This window comes from Chryseobacterium sp. MYb328, from assembly GCF_037572595.1.
In the GTDB taxonomy this organism is placed as follows: Bacteria; Bacteroidota; Bacteroidia; order Flavobacteriales; family Weeksellaceae; genus Chryseobacterium; species Chryseobacterium pennae.
In genome coordinates this window covers 122554-138546 of the sequence record NZ_JBBGZQ010000012.1, presented here as the reverse complement: position 1 = coordinate 138546, position 15993 = coordinate 122554, and the positions used below count along the sequence as shown (strand labels likewise).

Annotated in this window: 14 protein-coding genes; 4 read left to right on the top strand and 10 right to left on the bottom strand. The window is 36.1% G+C overall.

From position 1 onward, the window contains the following. Positions 1–196 precede the first annotated feature (196 nt). The 6 genes from WH267_RS13625 to WH267_RS13600 form a co-directional block, all read right to left on the bottom strand. Positions 197–2611, bottom strand: coding sequence for a TonB-dependent receptor (locus WH267_RS13625; protein WP_340008949.1), 2415 nt, complete (start codon positions 2609–2611; stop codon positions 197–199). Positions 2612–2617: 6 nt separating this feature from the next. Next, positions 2618–3058, bottom strand: coding sequence for a MarR family winged helix-turn-helix transcriptional regulator (locus tag WH267_RS13620; RefSeq protein WP_340008947.1), 441 nt, complete (start codon positions 3056–3058; stop codon positions 2618–2620). A 170-nt stretch (positions 3059–3228) separates the two neighbouring features. Next, positions 3229–6393, bottom strand: coding sequence for an ABC transporter permease/M1 family aminopeptidase (locus WH267_RS13615; protein ID WP_340008945.1), 3165 nt, complete (start codon positions 6391–6393; stop codon positions 3229–3231). A 2-nt stretch (positions 6394–6395) separates the two neighbouring features. Further along, positions 6396–7268 carry an ABC transporter ATP-binding protein gene (locus WH267_RS13610; RefSeq protein WP_340008944.1) on the bottom strand — a complete coding sequence of 291 codons (873 nt, stop codon included), beginning with the start codon at positions 7266–7268 and terminating at the stop codon, positions 6396–6398. A 198-nt stretch (positions 7269–7466) separates the two neighbouring features. Further along, positions 7467–7670: a helix-turn-helix domain-containing protein gene (locus WH267_RS13605; protein WP_045494476.1), complete on the bottom strand. Its 204-nt coding sequence runs from the start codon at positions 7668–7670 to the stop codon at positions 7467–7469. 1 nt (position 7671) lies between these two features. Further along, positions 7672–8187 carry a DUF2975 domain-containing protein gene (locus WH267_RS13600; RefSeq protein WP_340008941.1) on the bottom strand — a complete coding sequence of 172 codons (516 nt, stop codon included), beginning with the start codon at positions 8185–8187 and terminating at the stop codon, positions 7672–7674. A 146-nt stretch (positions 8188–8333) separates the two neighbouring features. On the opposite strand from WH267_RS13600, the gene WH267_RS13595 reads away from it, so the two are divergent. Continuing rightward, complete coding sequence (locus WH267_RS13595) at positions 8334–8678, top strand: TfoX/Sxy family protein (RefSeq protein ID WP_340008939.1); 345 nt, start codon at positions 8334–8336, stop codon at positions 8676–8678. Positions 8679–8765: 87 nt separating this feature from the next. Here the strand turns inward: WH267_RS13595 and WH267_RS13590 are convergent, their stop codons facing one another. Genes WH267_RS13590 through WH267_RS13580 form a run of 3 tightly spaced genes read right to left on the bottom strand, consistent with a single transcriptional unit; the run spans position 8766 to position 11394 of the window. Beyond that, positions 8766–9842: a nucleotidyltransferase domain-containing protein gene (locus tag WH267_RS13590; protein ID WP_340008937.1), complete on the bottom strand. Its 1077-nt coding sequence runs from the start codon at positions 9840–9842 to the stop codon at positions 8766–8768. 28 nt (positions 9843–9870) lie between these two features. Next, complete coding sequence (locus WH267_RS13585) at positions 9871–10602, bottom strand: ATP-grasp domain-containing protein (RefSeq protein ID WP_340008935.1); 732 nt, start codon at positions 10600–10602, stop codon at positions 9871–9873. Positions 10603–10644: 42 nt separating this feature from the next. Further along, positions 10645–11394 carry a nucleotidyltransferase domain-containing protein gene (locus WH267_RS13580; RefSeq protein ID WP_340008933.1) on the bottom strand — a complete coding sequence of 250 codons (750 nt, stop codon included), beginning with the start codon at positions 11392–11394 and terminating at the stop codon, positions 10645–10647. A gap of 336 nt (positions 11395–11730) precedes the next feature. Between WH267_RS13580 and cobT the strand changes: the two genes are divergently transcribed. The 3 genes from cobT to cobC are packed head-to-tail and all read left to right on the top strand — an operon-like array spanning position 11731 to position 14057. After that, entirely contained in the window at positions 11731–12735 is a 1005-nt protein-coding gene (cobT, locus tag WH267_RS13575; protein WP_340008931.1) for a nicotinate-nucleotide--dimethylbenzimidazole phosphoribosyltransferase, read from the top strand. Further along, positions 12736–13518, top strand: coding sequence for an adenosylcobinamide-GDP ribazoletransferase (locus WH267_RS13570; RefSeq protein WP_340008929.1), 783 nt, complete (start codon positions 12736–12738; stop codon positions 13516–13518). After that, positions 13503–14057, top strand: a complete 555-nt coding sequence (cobC, locus tag WH267_RS13565; protein ID WP_340008927.1) for an alpha-ribazole phosphatase family protein — start codon at positions 13503–13505, stop codon at positions 14055–14057. Before WH267_RS13570 ends, cobC begins: the two co-directional genes overlap by 16 nt. A 109-nt stretch (positions 14058–14166) precedes the next feature. Here the strand turns inward: cobC and WH267_RS13560 are convergent, their stop codons facing one another. Continuing rightward, positions 14167–15921 carry a hypothetical protein gene (locus WH267_RS13560; RefSeq protein WP_115972432.1) on the bottom strand — a complete coding sequence of 585 codons (1755 nt, stop codon included), beginning with the start codon at positions 15919–15921 and terminating at the stop codon, positions 14167–14169. Between the last annotated feature and the right edge of the window lie 72 nt (positions 15922–15993).

Below are 15993 nucleotides of genomic sequence, written 5' to 3'. Positions count from 1 at the left end.
CTTGTTGGAAAACGCAAAGCTACAAAGAGTTTAAAGCATCACATTGATTTATTTTTTTACCACGAATGCACGAATGACTTTATTATATGTTATTATGTGGTTAAAAAATACTTTAATTTTAACTAATAGGCACATATAAGTTATTTGTAAATAAAATTATTCGTGCATTCGTGGCTATTCAACAGCTCTACAAAATTTAGCTTCCAATTCTCTGTTTAAGATCCTCAGCACCGCCGGTTTTTCTCGGCTGCCCATTCTTAGAAGACCCGAAATTGTAAGTATAGGAAAGTGTCACCACACGTGTATCTCTTTTTACCGCGAAATTTTCCAGATAATCATTATAAATGGTTTGCCCTTTTATATTACTTGTAAAGAATACATCAGTGAAGGAGAATTTCAAGGTACTGTTGTTTTTAAACTTCTTCTGTGCACCAATATTCAAATACCAATTGGGGCTTACGTTCAGATAAGCATACACTTCTTTAGCCTTGTAATTTCCGGTTAATTCTGCTGTAAATCCGTTTCCTAGTTTGAATGAATTGATGCTATTGATATTGAAAGTAAAGTTTCCTTTATTATTAATCTGTGTTCCGGAAACATTTCCGGTATAGGTACCATAATAGAAATTGGCGCTGTTATTCATATCCCACCATTGGGTAACTTTTACAGGAGCAATCAGGTATAATCCGTAATACGAAACCGAGTTAAGGTTTTCAAAGGTTTGTACCGTTACATTCTGGCCATTCTCAACGATGGGTTTCAGGATGTCTGTAATGTTATCTGAGGTTCTGCTATAGCTTAATGTCGCAAAATATTTATTGCTGAGGCTATAGGTCAGTTCATAATTCATTGTAGTCTGCGGATTCAGGTCCTGATTTCCGGATCTCATGGTTGTAGGATCAAGATAAAGTTTAAATGGATTCAACTGGTTATAGCTAGGTCTTGTAATTCTTCGGCTAAGGTTTACTTCCAGGTTGCTTTTTTCTGTCAGATCATAGGATAATACAGCACTTGGGAATAACTGGGTGTAGTTTCGTTTATTCACTTGATTAGTGGCCAGTTGGGTTCCTTTTACATTGGTGTTTTCCAGTCTTAAACCTGCCGTGGCTTTAAATTTATCCCATTTTTTAGATACATTCCCATAGATGGCATTGATGTTTTCTTCATAAATAAAATGATTGGTCTTACCAAGATCAGGAACCAGATTTCCGTTATTGACATCAAAAAACTTCATGTCATTATCTGTTTTTACGAAACTCGTTTTAATTCCACTTTCAAGCTTCCAGTCATTTTTGAAATTTTTGGTAAGGTCAGATTTTAAGGAATAAATATTTAATTTTCCGTTCATATCTCCCTTCATGATATCAAGTTGATCCGTTCCGCTGATGATCTGATGGGTTCTCGTTTCAAAATTCTGTAAAGAGGAATTGGAATAGTTGATGTAGTCAAAATCTGTAGAAATTTCTGAACCTAAAGAATCAATAGTGTATTTATGGTTGAGGTTAAAAGAAGCGTTGGTCCAGCTGTCATTAGATGTATTTTGGGTATTAAAAGTACTCTCAGGAGCATGATTACTGCCCAGTGTTGTATTGAAATTGTCACCGTTAAGATTGAATTTATTGGAAACCAGTCCTATTGAAAATCCCAATATATTTTTATCATTCACATAGTAATCCATTCCCGCTTTGGCGTTGTGATTATTAAACTTAAATTTCAGATAGTTGTCCTGTATATAGGCTTTCTGAAAGTTATTGTTCTCATAGAAATTACGGTCCAGAACCAGTCCGTTATAAGCTTCTCTGTACGCAAAACTGTAGTTGGCGAATATATTGATCTTTTTGTTTCTGTGATTGATGCTGATGCTATTATTGTTCTTCACATATTTACCCATTCCTAAAGATGTGGAAATACTTCCGTTTGTGCCTTTTCTCTGCTCTTTTTTAAGCTTGATGTTGATAATAGAAGATCCGGCAGCATCATATTTTGAGGAAGGATTGGTAATAAATTCTATTTTATCAATCGTTGAGGAAGGAATTCCCCTAAGATAGTTAGCAAGGTCATTTCCGGTCATTGGTGTATTTTTTCCATCAATCTGAATAAGAAGATTTCCTTTCCCGCGAAGACTGATGTTGTCATTGTTATCAATATTGATTCCCGGAGCTTTTTCTAATACCTCAAAAGCAGAGTTCCCTGTGCTTGCAATACTGTTTTCTACGTTTAAAATCATTTTACCATCCTGCCTTTCAATCATAGGTTTGGTTTTGGTGATCGTTACCCCTTCAATAGATTTTATACTAAGATCAATTGAAGGAAGAGTAGTATTATCAGTCAATGAAATATGGTCTGAATGATAAACCTCAGATCCGTTTCTGCTGATTTTTAAATGATAGGTTCCTCTTTTAACATCAATGAAATCAAACTTCCCATTGGAATCTGCAATTTCCGTTTTTACTAATTTATTTTCAGCATCCAAAAGATTGATCTCCATTTGTTCCGCCTTGTCCGTTTTAATACTTCCCGAAAGGGAAAAATTCTTCATAGTCTGGGCTGACAATAAGCTGGTGAACAGCAGCAGCATCCAGAGAAAGATGAGTGTAAATATTCTGGTCATAGTGTTTTAATTTTTAGGGTTGAGACAGTTTTCTGAAATCTTAAGTAAAGCTGAATACATCATTTCAAGTTCCTCCTTCGAAACCCCTTCCAAAGCAACCTCCCGGTTATTTTCGACGATATTCTGAACCTCTTTGATGACTTTTTTTCCGGAATCTGTTACTTGCAGGTTCGTTTTTCTGCGGTCATCAGGATGAACATGTCTTGTGATATATTCAGATTTTACCATTAAATCAATAATTCTCGTCACAGATGCATTGTCCTTGAAAACCAGATCACCAATTTCATTCTGGGTAATTCCCGGGTTTTCCAGAATTGCTTTGATGATAAGCCACTGATCGATAGTGATCGTAAAACCGTTTGCTTTCAGTTGGCGTTGTGCATAGTTTCTATAGACTCTGATGGCTTTGTCTATGTTGTAGAATATAATTGAATTTAATTTTTCCATATTTTTCAGATTAAAATGACTTATCAATTATTGATATATCAATTAATTAGTTGATCACAGTTTTTCTTTGTTACAACTTTCTGAAAATATTTTTATTAAAAATTAAAAAAACAGAATAGTATTTATAGTTTTTTACTGTTGTGGAAGTTTTTTACACTCATTATAACTATTTATGGGTTTTTAAATAATTGATCAATTTGTTTTTTCAAATCAGGCGAAACCTTGTAAAACTCATAAAGAAGATCAGTTGAAGCCGGCTTCTTCGGATATTGATTATCGTTCAGGAAATTTTTCAATGCCATATTCACCTTGTCTTCACCCATCAGGTCACTCAATTTCACCATAGCCACCGCTCCCTTGGAATAGGAAATATGAGGAACATCTCCGGTAGCCCTGTAGAGGGGAAGTTCTTCAGAGAGCCCTTTTTCATTATCATAGATTTGTTGGTGTACCTGTATTCTTTTCATCATTTCTATTTTTCCGTGCATCTTTTTATAGAGCATCATTTCAGTATACATGGCAAGGGTTTCCGTAAGCATTACAGCACCTTCTCTGTTATCGGGATTGATCTGGCTGTTTCCCCACCACAAATGGGAAAGTTCATGTCCGGCAAGCTCATTAATCACGTCCTGCTTTTTATCCGCATGAATATTAGCATGAAAAACCATATCTTCAGGCATGAAAACCGAAGAAGGATAAGCGGTAGCAGCAAAGCCCTTGGTAAAAGAAGAAATCTCAGCAAAATTGATTGTTTTGAAAGGGTATTTTCCAAAATTCTGCTGGCAGTAATCCAGGGTAAGTTGGGCGTTTTTTAGCAAATGATCTACATTTTCAAAATGTTTTTGATGGTAAAATACATTGACTTCAATTCCTTTGTAATGGATACTTTTTGTCTGATATTTTGCAGAAGAAACAGCAAAACGGAAAGGGATATTTTCTGCTTTATACCGGAAATAATTCCGGCCTGATTGTGTCCATTTTTTAATGAGATCCCCAGTTCCTATAGCTGTTTGAGTCTTTTCCGTAGAAATTGTCATATCAAGATTGATGAAATCCTTTTTTACTACTTCGGCAGCCTCAGGCTTTTTCAATTCTGCTAGTTTTCCAAGTCCATATTGATTCCGTAGATTTTGATCCTGAACTTCATCATCTTTTTGGTAGCCAATGGTTGGGTAATATCTGCTGATTCTCATAAATGATCCATTTTCTATAATCGAGTTAAAAGATTGATGTCCATTTACAGCGTACCATTGATAAGAGATCTCGAAATCCAAAGTAGCAGTATCATTAGGATGTAAACCTGCTTTTAATGAAATCTCATAAGTGTTTTCATTAAGTTGTATCATTTCATTTCCGGTTTTAAAAACGGCGGTTTTCAATTTCAGATCAGGGTGGAAATTGATAAGAATGCTATGAATGGTTTTCTCTTTTTGATTCTTAAGGATATATTTTCCGGAAATCACATATGAACTGTTTGACGGATTTAGTTGAATATCGGTGGTAATGTCAGTAATATAAGGTTGTGGCAGATTTTCATACTTTCGATAACTCTTTTCATACTGAACGGAATTCAAGACCTCTTTTTCATCATCTTTGGGAATATACCCTTCCATGAAATATCTTCCGGATATCATCCCTGAGATGAGCAGAATAATGGTGAAAACAGATTGGGCAACAGGGAGTTTTTTAAATTTAATTATAGTATTCAATGCCCATAATGAAGCAATGAGTCCGATTCCAAACAATAGTCTTTGGGCAAAGGCTTTTTGATAGAGTCCATACCCATTAAAATCACTGTAGCTGCCTTTAAAATCAGAAAATATTCTAAAAAGCGGATAAGGGATAATCTTACCGGAAACAGGCCCTGCAAGGATAAAAACGGCAAGTACAGATAAACCGAGAGCTATAAATTTATTAGGGATGATGTCATTAATAAATAGGATAAAACCAGCAAATAAAATCAATGGAAAAGTATTGAAAAGAAAAACTGCCAGATAAGCATTCCAATCGATATGGAAATACTGATAAGCAGCCTGAAAAATAATTCCTTCTCCAATTAAAATTCCTGTAAAAAAACACAACAAAATACTTATGGAGATAAAATGTCCTGTTAATTTATTCTTTGAGAAAAAAGTGCTGTTTTCGATCAGGAAAAAACCCGATGATTTTGATCTCCAATACAAATCATTAAGAAAATAGGCTGTAATCAGTAATCCGAGTAAGTGAAAATTCTCTGATATGGTTGTGGCCATAAGCCCTGAGCTGGCATATTTCTGTGGCAGACGGATTCCTTTTTCAATTTCGGCGTACATTTCCATTCCTACAGAAAATATAAGGAGCATAGAAACTGCAGGAATCGTAATACTTTTGAACAGGTAAATTAAATCAATTTTGGCAAAGGATAGTATGGATTGCAGAAAAGACAATCTTCCAAAATGAGGTTGTACCCTGGAGTAATCTGTGGATATTAATTTCGACTGATAACCGGCCTGGTGAGCTCCTTTTTTTACTTTCTGTCCGGATGTAGTTGAAAATGAAAATTGTTTTAAACTAAGGAATAAAAGTATTGCAGACAGAAGCAGGCAGAAAACCCTGTTAAGCAGTAAATAGCCAGTAAAAGGGACAGTCTGTGTGTTTTTTTGGGAAACGGTTAATAGTCTTGCTTCAAAAAAATAAGAGGATAACCCGAACGGATCAACAATAGCTGATAATTGCTGGGTTTCCAATGATTGTGGCATGCTTCCCGCCATAAAAGGGGAGTTGGAAAACAGTAGAATAATCATGTAGAAAATATAAAGTAGCAAACCACCCGCTACTACCAACAGCTTTTTCCGGATGACTAATGAAAGTAAAAAAAGAAAGCTGCAGACCAAAAGACTATTGAGGAACCCAAAAATAACTAAAGGATAGAAATAGTACCCTATACTGAATCCGTTTTGCATTTCACTTCCGGTCCGAAGGCTTTGGCCTATAACAAATCCCAGCATCAAAAAGGAAAAGCTTAAAAAGGTCTGCAGAAAATAGAGATAGAATTTCCCTTTGAGATAAGCTTTTTTGGTAATAGGAAATGAAAAGAGTACTGTGTCAAATTTTGAATCATAGTCTTTAAATAATAATTGTAAAGCATAAACTGTTGCAAAAAATATGATGGAAAGGCTTAGCATTCCGGTCATGAATCCAATGGTATAAGGTGAATTTAAATAGATTCCTTCTCCAATGGAAAGGTTGAATTGGTTTCCACAGAAAATACCCAGAAATACAAGGATTAAGGCAACAAGATAACTAAGCCAATGCTTTGTACTGCGTTTGGCTTCAAAAGAAAATATGGCATTCATGATTAAGGTTTTTGCGTTAAAGTATAGAAGTAAAAATGCTCCAGTAAAGGACTTACAGGGCTAAAATCGAGAGGTGAGTCTTCAGAAAATACAGTAAGATGGAACTTTCTTTCTATCAATTGCCTGCTGATGACTTCATAGTGTGAATAATGGCTTTCCGACTCGTTTTTTTCCAGGGATTTTGACCAGATTTTATTCTCTAATTCAGCCATCAATTGTTTGGGTTCTCCTTTTCTGAGAATTTGCCCGTGGTTCATTACTGCAATTTCTGAACACAGATTTCTCACATCTTCCACCAGATGCGTGGAAAGAATAACGATAACATCGCGGCTTATATCATTCAGGAGAATATTGAAACGGTTTCGTTCTTCGGGATCTAAACCGGCTGTGGGTTCATCTACAATAATAATTTTAGGATTTCCCAATAATGCCTGGGCAACTCCAAAGCGCTGCTTCATTCCACCGGAAAAAGTATGAACTTCTTTGTTTTGAAAATCCTGAAGATTCACCTTTTCAAGCAGCTTTACAATCTGGTTTTTACGTTGGGCTTTATCTGTAATTCCTTTCAGAACAGCAATATGGTCTAAGAGGTCATACGCGGAAATTTTAGGATATACTCCAAAATCCTGGGGCAGAAATCCTAAATTTTGTTTGATGTGTTCAGGGTTTTTAATAATGTCAATGTCATTAAAAATAATACTTCCCGAGGTCGGTTTCTGTACTCCTACAATAGTTTTCATGAGTGATGATTTTCCAGCTCCATTGGGTCCCAACAGTCCGAACATTCCGTTGCTTATTTCTAAAGAGATGTTGTTAATCGCTTGAAAACCATTTTTGTAGGTGAGGTTTAGGTTGTTGATTGATAAGGTATTCATAATATTGAGTTTGGGTAATAGAAGAACAGGCAATCCTTTTGAGGACTACAGTTATGTTGAATTAAAGAGGCGGATAGATAATAGACGAAGAGATGAGAGACTTAGAGATTCAAAAATAAAGAACAAAGGAAAAGACTTTCAGCTTTCAAATAACAGACTATTGAAAGGGTAACCGCCTTAAACGATGAACTTTGAATTCTACTCTTTATACTCCAGGATATCTCCCGGCTGGCATTCCAGGATTTTGCAGATGGCTTCCAGGGTGTCGAAGCGTACTCCTTTGGCTTTTCCGGTTTTCAGGATGGAAAGGTTAACGGGAGTGATTCCAAGTTTTTCTGCCAATTCTTTACTCTGCATTTTTCGTTTGGCTAACATGACATCTAAGTTGACTATAATTGGCATTTTAAATAAATAGATCTTGTTCGTTTTGCAAATGTAGTCCTTGCTTAAAGATATTGGCAAGAAACAGACAGAAAATTCCAAGCATAAAGTGAATAAACACCAGTCCCCATACAATACTTTCTACTTCCACGAAGAAACTCGCGATAATAACCAGAGGAAGCGGAATGAAAATATTATACAGGTAAAATCTCTTAAGATGCAATACATGCTCTTGGGTAAAAAGCTTCGGCTGGAAGAATACTCTGAAAACTTTTGCTGAAAGCCAGAAAAAGATTCCATAGGAAAATAAAACCAACAGAAATGAAAAAATGATATAGGGATAATTATCTTCTATATTCAAAAACGGCTGCTCAGTGAATGGATAATTGATATGGAGATATTGCCCGTTTCCATAAGGTGTTACAGAAAAAGCTGTAGCCAGGCAGAGCATGGAATATAAGACGATGATTAAATATCCGGCCGATACTACCGAGCAGATATAAAATAAAATTCGGGAAATAATTTTGGTCTGGTTCATGACACGATCATTAATTAGTATTGCAAATGTATAATTAATTATCGTAAAACAATAATTAATTTAAATAAAATTTTATTTTTATCATTAATTAGGAATCAGAAAATCATCATAATAATCGCTATCTTTACTATTAAAACATCATCATCATGGCTTATAATACTGAATTGGCTGACAGGGTGAGAGAGTGGCTGGCTCAGGTGAATGATATTAAAATTGAAGAAAAGAGAATGTTTGGCGGCCTTGCATTTCTGGTGAATGATAAAATGTGTATCAATATCAGTCATGATAACCTGATGTGCCGTTATAATCCTGAAAAGGAAGAAGAAGTAGCAGAGAAAATGGGGTTTCTTCCTATGATTATGAGAGGGAAACAGTTAAAGGAATACTGTTATGTGGAGCCCATTGGTTTTCAGAAACCCGAAGATTTTGAGTATTGGATGAAGCTTTGTCTTGATTATAACAAAATAGCGAAGGCTTCGAAGAAGAGGTAGTTTTGAGGGTTTGAGGGTTTGAGAGTATTAGAGTATTAGAGTGGGAGGCCACAGCTGTAGTTTCCCACTAGTGTTACTCATTACTTATCATTCATTACTGATGATTCCTCCGTATAGTTTTTCTCTTATGTCAACCAGAATTTTAGTGGTTTTTTCCAGGTCAGGACTTTCAGGAAGAAGTGAATTTGAATGATGAAGTTCAATAGATTCAATAAGGGTTTCAGCTTTTTGCATCACCGCTTCATACGACCAGTTTCCAGCTTTGATATCCAGCAGTTCATCCCGGTTTTCTACCCGAATCTGAAGGGATTGGGTTGTAAATATCTGTTCACAGGATTGCAGCAAACGGATGGTGTGCATCATATTTTTGCTGTCATAGTTCTGTCCATGATTTTGGTTGACGTTGTATCGGTTCTCATTGCGTTCCTCAACCCATTTCCAATATTCCCTGTAGTCTTTACAGTAAGTGGAGTAGGCATCGAGGTTACAGAACAGGTAAGCATCGGGCTTTTCATCCTTTGGAACAGAAGATACCGAAACCTGATTCGCTTCTTCATGCTGAATAATTCCTTTATACCCCAATGTTTGAGATTCATCATAAAATAATGCAAACATCCCTTTGGTATGGTCAATGCTTGTTAGGCCACATTTTTCCTGAACTTTTCCGTTTTCCAAGAACCATTTTTTCAAAGGAACAGAACCTTGTCCATCCAGAGTAAAACAGAAATCAAGAACAGATTTTCTTTCTTTGTCTATAGGATTCAGGATCTTTTTGTTAAGACCTTTCGCCTTTTTAATTTGGGAAATGGCATATCCTGCAAAAGTGTCTTTGCATAACTTAGAAAGAAAGTCTTCAGTTTTCAGCAGATCCATCAACGGATGTTTATGTAAAATACACTCTTCAGGAGTTGCCAGCACTTCCAGAATATTAGGATTGTTCTTTTGCAATAGCTCCACAAACCTTCCAATTTCATAATAGGTAATATCATTCGTTTCATTGGAAATCTGTGGAATATAGTTCAGCCCAAAGAAATCTTCCTTCGGCAGATAATACACGCCACGGATATCCGTATCCGAAGTTTCCGTTGCCAGGCCGAAAGCCCGGCTTCCGGAGATGGCTTCGAAGAGGAGGAGGTTTTTATTTTTGAGGTCTTGGATGGTCATTTTAATTATTCAAATAATATTTTTTAAATTAGTTTTTAATACAGCTATTGACAACAACTTCCAGTGCTTTTTCTGCATCACAGGCATATAATCCTGAGCACCATGCCGGATTAGCTTCAATTAATGCCCAGCCTTTTCCTTTGATGATTCCAAAATCTAATACAATAGCATTGGGTAATGTTGAAGAATATTTCTGGATAAAGCGGTTGAAAAACTCAAACATATCATGCTCTTCAGTTTCAGATAATGGATTTGTATCAAAGCTATTGTTTCTCCAATAAGAAGAATATGTTTTTATTTCATTATTAAATACAAAGCATCTTACTTCAAGTTCCCATTCTACTATTTCTGAGGTGAAAACGTTCGAGTTCAAATCTACAGTATCAAAACCTTTGATGTCTGTCAAGTTATGATAAACTCCTGCTTTAAAACTTTTAAAGTCAGAACATTTAATGAATATATCTCGTTCTTGCAGAAAGTCTCCTAATTGCCCATAGGTAATTTTACGATGGGTAAATTCTTCTGAAATTTCAGAAAGCCAATTGTCCTTTGGTTTTGTTAGGATTAGATTACATTGCTCAGCAACAATTTCGGAATAAATGTCTTCACCATAGACCGCAATCACATCAGTACGAAATTCTTCAGGAACGTTCCATTTTGCGTTGAAGCGGCTCAGTTCATATGGTGAATTGAGCGATGCTTTTTTAAGATTATTGCTGTCTTCCGTATACATAGGAGAGAGTGCGATTATATTTTTCATTTGATGTTATTTTAAAAATGTTAATAGTATTTTTCTGTTTATTTAAAGTTTCAATATCTCCCTAAAAACCCTCTCCATCTCCTTCTTGTCAGCATTTCCACCTCTCAAACCCTTTGACTTTTCCTCATTATAAGCGATCGTTTTCTCCAAAAACTCAAACAATTCCCAATCATTCGCGTGATAATAAGCTTCTCCCTTCGTTGCTTTTAGGGCTACGAGATTTTCTATTTTTGTTCTGGTTTCATTGTCTACTAAAACAAGCAGTTCACTGAACAATACAGGTGGAACTGTTCCTTTTTCTATGATCCACTTTCCGGTTAAGGCAGTACGAAGACAATAAAAATAACTTTTTAATTTTATTTCATCAGCTCTGCAGGCTTCCAGGTATTTTTTGCTCATGCTTAAATAATGATAGGAAACAGCTATCGGAGAAAAGCAAGCATCAGCCAATGGTTTGAAAAGCTTCATAAACTTTGCGTTTTCTGTATAAACGATAGGGGAGTAGAACCAACTCAGTAAAGCGGCATTCGATTTAAGCAAAAGGTGAAAAGTCTTTCTGAGATCCCATCCGGAACCATCCAGGTCATCTTCGGTCATAAATTCTATCGTTTCATCCTTATCCCATGGTGAAAGATACCAGTCTTTTTCATGGCGGTATATAAAACGTATGTCATAATCACTATCCGGCGAGGCAAAGCCCCACGCTCTACTTCCGGATTCAACGGCAAGAAGGACTTCTACGCCTCGTACTGCCTCCACTTCTTTTATTTTTTCTAGTATTTTTGGTGTCATTGTTTTCAATTTTATAATGCAAAGTAATGATGATTGTGCGCAATGTTCTTACGTAGTTGTTTTGAGTTTGAGAATGGAGGGGGTATAATATTTTTATTACAATATAAAAGAATCTTACGCTCAAACACTCCAAGCCTAAAGGTTTAAAGGTTGTCAAGGTTTTTCAACAGTCTCAAATCTAAAATATAGTTCTCAGCTTCCTTTTCGCGGTTCTTGTCTCTCATCTCTTCGTCTATTATCTATTTTCTCCTTAATACATCCTCCATCCATTACCCAGAATACCCCTTATTTCACTAATATTGCACTTTCTCTATTTAACATAACTACTTTATACCCATGTTGACAACCGAACTACAGCATAAAATTGATTTCAAGACAAAACCTTTAGGTGCACTAGGACATCTGGAACATCTTGCCCACAGAATTGGGATGGTTCAAAATACTACTTCCCCCCAATTATCGAATCCTCATCTGGTGGTCTTTGCCGCCGATCATGGGATTGCAACAGCAGGAGTAAGTGCCTATCCGCAGGAGGTAACCTATCAGATGGTAATGAATTTTCTGGGTGGTGGAGCGGCTATTAATGTATTTTGCAGGCAGCATAATATTGAAATTAAGATTGTAGATGCCGGAGTCAACTTTGATTTTCCGGAAGGGTTGGAGCTAATCGATAAAAAAATCAGAAAATCCAGCCGTAATATTTTGGAGAAACCAGCGATGACTTCTGAAGAATATCAAAAGGCTTTGCAGAATGGAAACTCGGTAGTGGCAGAGATTGCTGAAACAGGATGTAACATTATTGGATTTGGTGAAATGGGAATTGGGAATACTTCCGCTTCTTCTCTGATGATGAGTAAACTATTTGATATTCCCATTGCTAGCTGTATTGGTCGTGGAACAGGATTGAATGATGATCAGCTGCAGAATAAGATCAGTATTTTATCAGCTGCCATAGAGCAATATCCAGGTGTTAAAACCCCGGACGAAATTGCTCAGACTTTTGGCGGGCTGGAAATTGTGCAGATGATGGGTGCGATGGAAGAGGCTTTCCGTCAGAATATGCTGATCATGATAGACGGATTTATTGCTACCATTGCAGTGGCCACGGCATGGAAAAAGAATCCTGAGATTCTGAAAAACTGTATATTCTGTCATGTAAGTGATGAGAATGCCCACCTTCAGCTTCTTGAATTATTGGGACAAAAAGCTTTATTGAACCTTAATTTACGTTTGGGTGAAGGTACAGGCTGTGCATTGGCGTATCCGCTTATTCAAAGTGCAGTCAATTTTCTGAACGAAATGTCCAGTTTTGAAGATGCTCACGTTTCAAATAAAGAATAAATGAAGACTTTAAAGAATGAACTGATCTATTTTGCAACGGCACTGATGTTCTTCACCAGAATTCCCGTTCCGTTCACTATTCCGTATTCCGGTGAGATCATGAATAAATCCCAGAAATATTTCGCCTGGATCGGATTGTTGGTAGGGTTGATTAATGCAGGGATTTTATACCTTTCTTCTCAGCTTTTTAATCTTGAAATAGGAATTGTTCTGATGATGATTGGCAGCGTCCTTCTAACCGGAGCCTTCCATGAGGATGGTTTTACGGATATGTGTGACAGTTTCGGAGGCGGATATGGAAAAGAAAAAATTCTTACCATTATGAAAGACAGTAGAGTAGGAGCCTATGGAACGATTGGGATTATTTTATTGTTTGCTTTGAAATTCTTCAGTATTCAGGCTTTGGGAACAGTTGATCTGATAAAGACCCTGGGAATTGTTATTCTGGCACATACTTCAAGCCGTTTTATTTCAGGAACGATGATTTATACGCATCAGTATGTGACAGATATTGATGTAAGCAAATCAAAGCCTCTGGCGAATAAGCCCTTGGATGGTATGGCTCTTTTGGTAAGTTTTATGGGAGTCTTACTTTCCTTTGCCCTAATACCAGACTGGCGCCTGATACTGGCTTTTGCACTGGCTTATTTAGGAAAGATCTGTATGGGATGGTATTTTAAAAAACATATCGGAGGGTATACCGGAGATTGTCTGGGAGCTGTGCAGCAGGTAACTGAAGTTTTATTTTACTTAGGAACGATGATTGTATGGAAATTCATCTGATTCGTCATACTGCTGTAGATAATCCGGAAAATCTGTGTTATGGATTTGCCGAAATGCCCTTACGTAAAGATTATTCAGAAGATTTTGAAAGTTTGCATCTGGATAATGATTTTGAGTTAGTGATTTCAAGCCCGGCAAAGCGATGCCGTCTTATGGCAGAACATTTTAAGTTTAATTATTCAACCGATGAAAGACTTCGGGAAATGAATTTTGGAGACTGGGAGCTGAAAAAATGGACTGATATTCCGGAAGAAGAGATCAATCCCTGGTATAAAGATTTTATCCATGTAAAAGCATCAGGTGGAGAAAATCTCCTTGAAATGCAAAGCCGTGTACTCTGTTTTTGGAACGAATTGGTTACTAAAAAAGAAGTTGAAAAAGTTTTGATTATTGCCCATGCTGGAGTAATTCGTTTGATTCTTCAGGATGTATTGCAGTTTCCACTAGAGAATATGTTCAGCATCCGGATTGATTTTGGAAAGAAAGTCGTTATTCAGGTGAATGAAGGACATTTTTCTGTTGTAAAGGTGAATGTATGACAAACAGTGGTTTTAAAAATAACCTGCTTTATCGGCAAAATCAGCGAGAGATTAAATAAAATCACTAGTTAAAATAAAAATGCCGTTCAAATCTATTGAACAGCATATTTTATTTAAAAATTCTGATAAAACTATCCTTTTCCAAAGTTTCCATTGAAAAATCAAAATCAGCTTCGGATTTTTTTGTGGTAGTCTCTGCTCCAAGCTCTTTTATAAGCTCATTGAATGACATAGCTTCAGACCACTGCTGATATAATGCACTGGTAGCCATCATGGATACCTCATTATTTCCGGAAACGTGAGAATGTCCAGCTCCGAAATTCAACAGTACAAAACATTGTTTTCCCACTTTTGGTAACAGGATTCCCAGAATCGTTTGTTTCTGAACCGAGTTACATCTTGCTTCAGCAAAGAGGTTATTCGGATTCATCATATAGTCGTAGGAAATTTGATCTCCTTTTCCGATAACGATTTTATATCCACAATTTGCATCTCCGCTGAACACATTATTCATAACAAGAGTAGAGGTACTTAATCCTTTATTGGCGTAAAGATATTCTACAGCACCGTTGGGAGCAGAAGTCATATCTCCGGAATACATCAATTGTCCTTCACCATAATTATAAGCTGCATTCCAACCTATTTTTCCTTCAATATTCAATCCTGAAAGGTCAAGGTCCCGGGCTCCCCATCTATCTTCCCAATAAATACCAACAGCCAGTCTATCTCCATAAAAACGGGTTCCGGTAGGAATATTTCCAACAAACATTTTTTCAGAAGTTGGCAGCGCAAATTCTACATTCTCCGGGAAATAGAATTTCTTTCCGGAAAAACTTTCGTATTTCAGCTTCAGAAAATCTAAAATAAAATCATAGTTTAACAGATTCACATAAGTTTCCTTACCTTTTTTAACCCACGATTTTCCATTTCTGACTCTATAGACAAAAGTGTCCTGACCATACATTCTGGAATGGCATGCTGATAATGCTTTGAATAGGGCAAACGGTGTTGCATTTTCTAACCAATGCCAATCGCTGGTTTCCAATAATATATGAGTTGCATCATTTAACGGATTCGAAATTAATGGCTTATGGTGTACTTTAGACAGCTTCGAAATTTTGTTAATCGCTTTCGGAGCTCTGTTTTTATAAGCAAGAAATAACGGTTTAAATCTATTGAAAATTTCAGCCATTTTTTCCATTCCAAAGCTTTCAAATAGATAGGTTGGATTAAATTTGCTTTGTTTAATTAAGCCAATCAATTCATCGTTTTTAATTAAAAGCGTTGTTTGAGTGGTTTTATAAATCACATAACGGAAAAATTCAACAGGGTTTTCTGGATAGATCTCATATAAATCGGCTATTTTTATAATCGCTTCTTTATTTCTGATATTTTCTTTTCCTGTAAAATCGTAATCAAGCTCTTCTGTAAGGATATATAAAAGATCATTGATTGTTTCTTCTTTTAAAGCAATCCCGGATCTCAGCAGAGAAAGACATTTTTCCTGCATTTCTTCTACAGTATAAGCTTTGATTACTTTAAAAATCATCTTCACATCAGGAACATTTAGGATTTCCTTAGGAATATAGATTTCACTCTGGAAATTACTTCCATAGGTTGAAATATAATGTTGAATCTGTTCAAAAAATAATTCAATTCTGGATGTGTTTTTTATTTTCTCCCAGGATTTATGAAAGGATTTATTCAGGTCATTTCCATTTAATTTTTCCTTTGCATAATAAGAGATGATCTCTTTTTTAGCCCAAAGTGCATCAGTTTCAATAATAAAACCTTCATTGGAAATAAATGGCATTTTATCTGATTTTTTAGCCAATACAGCATTGAATAATTGTAATGTTTTCATTGTTTTAAGTTTAAAAAATAAGTGAGGAGTAAGTTCATTAAAAGTGAAGTGTATAGGAACTCCTTTTACCTA

Excerpts from the sequence above, each read along its gene's own strand:
- WH267_RS13625 (WP_340008949.1), bottom strand. The coding sequence starts at position 2,611 with ATGACCAGAATATTTACACTCATCTTTCTCTGGATGCTGCTGCTGTTC.
- WH267_RS13620 (WP_340008947.1), bottom strand. The coding sequence starts at position 3,058 with ATGGAAAAATTAAATTCAATTATATTCTACAACATAGACAAAGCCATC.
- WH267_RS13615 (WP_340008945.1), bottom strand. The coding sequence starts at position 6,393 with ATGAATGCCATATTTTCTTTTGAAGCCAAACGCAGTACAAAGCATTGG.
- WH267_RS13610 (WP_340008944.1), bottom strand. The coding sequence starts at position 7,268 with ATGAATACCTTATCAATCAACAACCTAAACCTCACCTACAAAAATGGT.
- WH267_RS13605 (WP_045494476.1), bottom strand. The coding sequence starts at position 7,670 with ATGCCAATTATAGTCAACTTAGATGTCATGTTAGCCAAACGAAAAATG.
- WH267_RS13600 (WP_340008941.1), bottom strand. The coding sequence starts at position 8,187 with ATGAACCAGACCAAAATTATTTCCCGAATTTTATTTTATATCTGCTCG.
- WH267_RS13595 (WP_340008939.1), top strand. The coding sequence starts at position 8,334 with ATGGCTTATAATACTGAATTGGCTGACAGGGTGAGAGAGTGGCTGGCT.
- WH267_RS13590 (WP_340008937.1), bottom strand. The coding sequence starts at position 9,842 with ATGACCATCCAAGACCTCAAAAATAAAAACCTCCTCCTCTTCGAAGCC.
- WH267_RS13585 (WP_340008935.1), bottom strand. The coding sequence starts at position 10,602 with ATGAAAAATATAATCGCACTCTCTCCTATGTATACGGAAGACAGCAAT.
- WH267_RS13580 (WP_340008933.1), bottom strand. The coding sequence starts at position 11,394 with ATGACACCAAAAATACTAGAAAAAATAAAAGAAGTGGAGGCAGTACGA.
- cobT (WP_340008931.1), top strand. The coding sequence starts at position 11,731 with ATGTTGACAACCGAACTACAGCATAAAATTGATTTCAAGACAAAACCT.
- WH267_RS13570 (WP_340008929.1), top strand. The coding sequence starts at position 12,736 with ATGAAGACTTTAAAGAATGAACTGATCTATTTTGCAACGGCACTGATG.
- cobC (WP_340008927.1), top strand. The coding sequence starts at position 13,503 with ATGGAAATTCATCTGATTCGTCATACTGCTGTAGATAATCCGGAAAAT.
- WH267_RS13560 (WP_115972432.1), bottom strand. The coding sequence starts at position 15,921 with ATGAAAACATTACAATTATTCAATGCTGTATTGGCTAAAAAATCAGAT.